Source organism: Mesorhizobium sp. Cs1321R2N1 (assembly GCF_037179725.1).
In the GTDB taxonomy this organism is placed as follows: Bacteria; Pseudomonadota; Alphaproteobacteria; order Rhizobiales; family Rhizobiaceae; genus Mesorhizobium; species Mesorhizobium salmacidum.
The window spans coordinates 1-1,493 of sequence record NZ_JAPYKP010000303.1 but is presented as its reverse complement, the minus strand read 5'-3'; the positions used below and the strand labels follow the sequence as shown (position 1 = coordinate 1,493).

The 1,493-nt window shown below is 63.2% G+C and carries 1 protein-coding gene; it reads right to left on the bottom strand.

Annotated features, from left to right (window positions below):
• The coding region (locus tag O7A61_RS32155; RefSeq protein WP_337133168.1) for an alpha-D-ribose 1-methylphosphonate 5-triphosphate diphosphatase at positions 1-1,065 on the bottom strand (1,065 nt) is incomplete at its 3' end.
• Positions 1,066-1,493 lie beyond the last annotated feature (428 nt).

Here is a 1,493-nt window from a genome sequence, read left to right as displayed (position 1 = left end):
GGCCGGATTGGCGCTTGCCAGTGCCGCAGCCTTCGCCAGGCCACTGTCGCGCAGTTCCGCCAGGCCGAGCACGGCCGGCAGGATCGAGGCCGGGTGATAGTCGCTGGCCAGCATGTCGAGCAGCCCGGCCTCATAGGCCTGGCGGGCGGAAAGATTGCCCGAATAGGATTCTCCACGCAGCGCGTTGGGCGCGCCCATGGCCGTATACATGCCCAGCCGGCGGGCTTCCCGCGCCGCCTCCAGCGTCACCGGGAATTCGCTGAGCACGGTTCCCAGGCCGTGGACAAATTCCACCTTTTCCAGCGTGTCGTCATCGTGCGAGGCGAGCACGATGCCGCGGGCGCGGGCAAAGGCCGACAGGTTCTGCAGCGTGCCGAGCACACCGCCATGCCCGTTTCGATCCGCCATGCGCTTGCCGACGACCTCGGATACATCGGCTATCGACATGCCGCGCTCCTTGGCCAGGCGGGCGATATACAATTCGACATCGCGGTACTGTCCCTGTCCGGGCGTATGATCCATCAGCGAAACCAGATGCAGCTTGCCGGCATCCATCAGCCTTTCCAGCACGCCGACAGCCGCGGTGAACGTCACCTCGAAACGGGCATGGATGCGGTGATCGACCAGAAGGTCGTCTTTCAGCCCGGTGATGGTCTCGATGATGGAAGATGTGTGTTCTTCCGAGCGCAGCAAAGCCGCGGTGGCGCTGTTGCCGATGAAGGAGAGCGCGGCATAGGCTGTGGTCACGCCGCAGGAGGCCAGCCGCTTGTCGAGTTCGGCGATGCCGATTGCCATCGGCACGTGGACACCGGTGCGCGGCTCCACTTCCCGCTCCACCATGTCGCCATGCATATCGATGAAACCAGGCAGCAGCAGGCGGCCGCCGCCGACGAGGTCGGCGTTCTCGACAGGCTGGTCGCGGATTTCGGCGATCCGGCCATCTTCGATCCTGACAGCGCCATTGGCAATGACGCGGTCGCGCAGGACAATCTCGAATTCACTCAGCCACATCTGTTTCTTCGACTGATCCCAGTGGGGCGCGGCCCTGTCTGTCCGTTCAAGCATGGTCGTCTCCGAAAAACGGCATTCCACATTTTCCCGATCGCCCTCCGGCCAGGCGGTTTCAAGGCGTGTCATGTGGATGTTTCAGTTCCGATGATCGGATAGGCTGGCTTCGTGACAGAGTTGTGTAAGGACGGGACAGGCCGGCACGTCATGCTGCGCCGTGGATGGAGCCGCAAGATGTGACGATACGAGGCGCACGTTGGTTGCCTCCGTCACGAATGCGCCCGATCTCGGCCATTGAGGTCAGCCTTGCCGCTTCCTGAAAGCAGACGTTCGGCTTGGGCGGCATTATTTCCGCTGTCGTGAAGAGTTTCGGGCGCCGGCACGCGTACGAAAGTCCCCGAGGAAGGAACCCGCGGGCCACAGGCGATGGCTATGGGGATTTCAGATTCCGGCTGATGTCAGCGGTGGCGCGACCGTCTCCGGAA